1 rRNA gene is annotated in these 1,373 nt (G+C 51.3%); it reads right to left on the bottom strand.

What is annotated here, in order from left to right:
- Nucleotides 1-27: 27 nt before the first annotated feature.
- Nucleotides 28-1,373: ribosomal RNA gene (locus tag ACWQAU_RS15150) — 16S ribosomal RNA — on the bottom strand; the annotation flags it as partial.

Below are 1,373 nucleotides of genomic sequence, written 5' to 3'. Positions count from 1 at the left end.
TGTGTAGGTTTCCGTAATATTCCTTAGAAAGGAGGTGATCCAGCCGCAGGTTCTCCTACGGCTACCTTGTTACGACTTCACCCTAATCATCTGTCCCACCTTAGGCGGCTGGTTCCTAAAAGGTTACCCCACCGACTTTGGGTGTTACAAACTCTCATGGTGTGACGGGCGGTGTGTACAAGGCCCGGGAACGTATTCACCGCGGCATGCTGATCCGCGATTACTAGCGATTCCGACTTCATGTAGGCGAGTTGCAGCCTACAATCCGAACTGAGAATGGCTTTAAGAGATTAGCTTACTCTCGCGAGTTCGCAACTCGTTGTACCATCCATTGTAGCACGTGTGTAGCCCAGGTCATAAGGGGCATGATGATTTGACGTCATCCCCACCTTCCTCCGGTTTGTCACCGGCAGTCTCACCAGAGTGCCCAACTTAATGCTGGCAACTGATAATAAGGGTTGCGCTCGTTGCGGGACTTAACCCAACATCTCACGACACGAGCTGACGACAACCATGCACCACCTGTATCCATGTCCCCGAAGGGAACGTCTAATCTCTTAGATTTGCATAGTATGTCAAGACCTGGTAAGGTTCTTCGCGTAGCTTCGAATTAAACCACATGCTCCACCGCTTGTGCGGGCCCCCGTCAATTCCTTTGAGTTTCAGCCTTGCGGCCGTACTCCCCAGGCGGAATGCTTAATGCGTTAGCTGCAGCACTGAAGGGCGGAAACCCTCCAACACTTAGCATTCATCGTTTACGGTATGGACTACCAGGGTATCTAATCCTGTTTGCTACCCATACTTTCGAGCCTCAGCGTCAGTTACAGACCAGACAGCCGCCTTCGCCACTGGTGTTCTTCCATATATCTACGCATTTCACCGCTACACATGGAGTTCCACTGTCCTCTTCTGCACTCAAGTTTCCCAGTTTCCGATGCACTTCTTCGGTTGAGCCGAAGGCTTTCACATCAGACTTAAAAAACCGCCTGCGCTCGCTTTACGCCCAATAAATCCGGACAACGCTTGCCACCTACGTATTACCGCGGCTGCTGGCACGTAGTTAGCCGTGGCTTTCTGGTTAAATACCGTCAATACCTGAACAGTTACTCTCAGATATGTTCTTCTTTAACAACAGAGTTTTACGAGCCGAAACCCTTCTTCACTCACGCGGCGTTGCTCCATCAGACTTTCGTCCATTGTGGAAGATTCCCTACTGCTGCCTCCCGTAGGAGTTTGGGCCGTGTCTCAGTCCCAATGTGGCCGATTACCCTCTCAGGTCGGCTACGTATCATTGCCATGGTGAGCCGTTACCCCACCATCTAGCTAATACGCCGCGGGACCATCCAAAAGTGATAGCCGAAGCCATCTTTCAA

The sequence above is a fragment of the Lactiplantibacillus sp. 3062 genome (genome assembly GCF_055413545.1).
The sequence above is the reverse complement of the archived record's forward strand: the minus strand, read 5'-3'. Positions and strand labels throughout refer to the sequence as shown.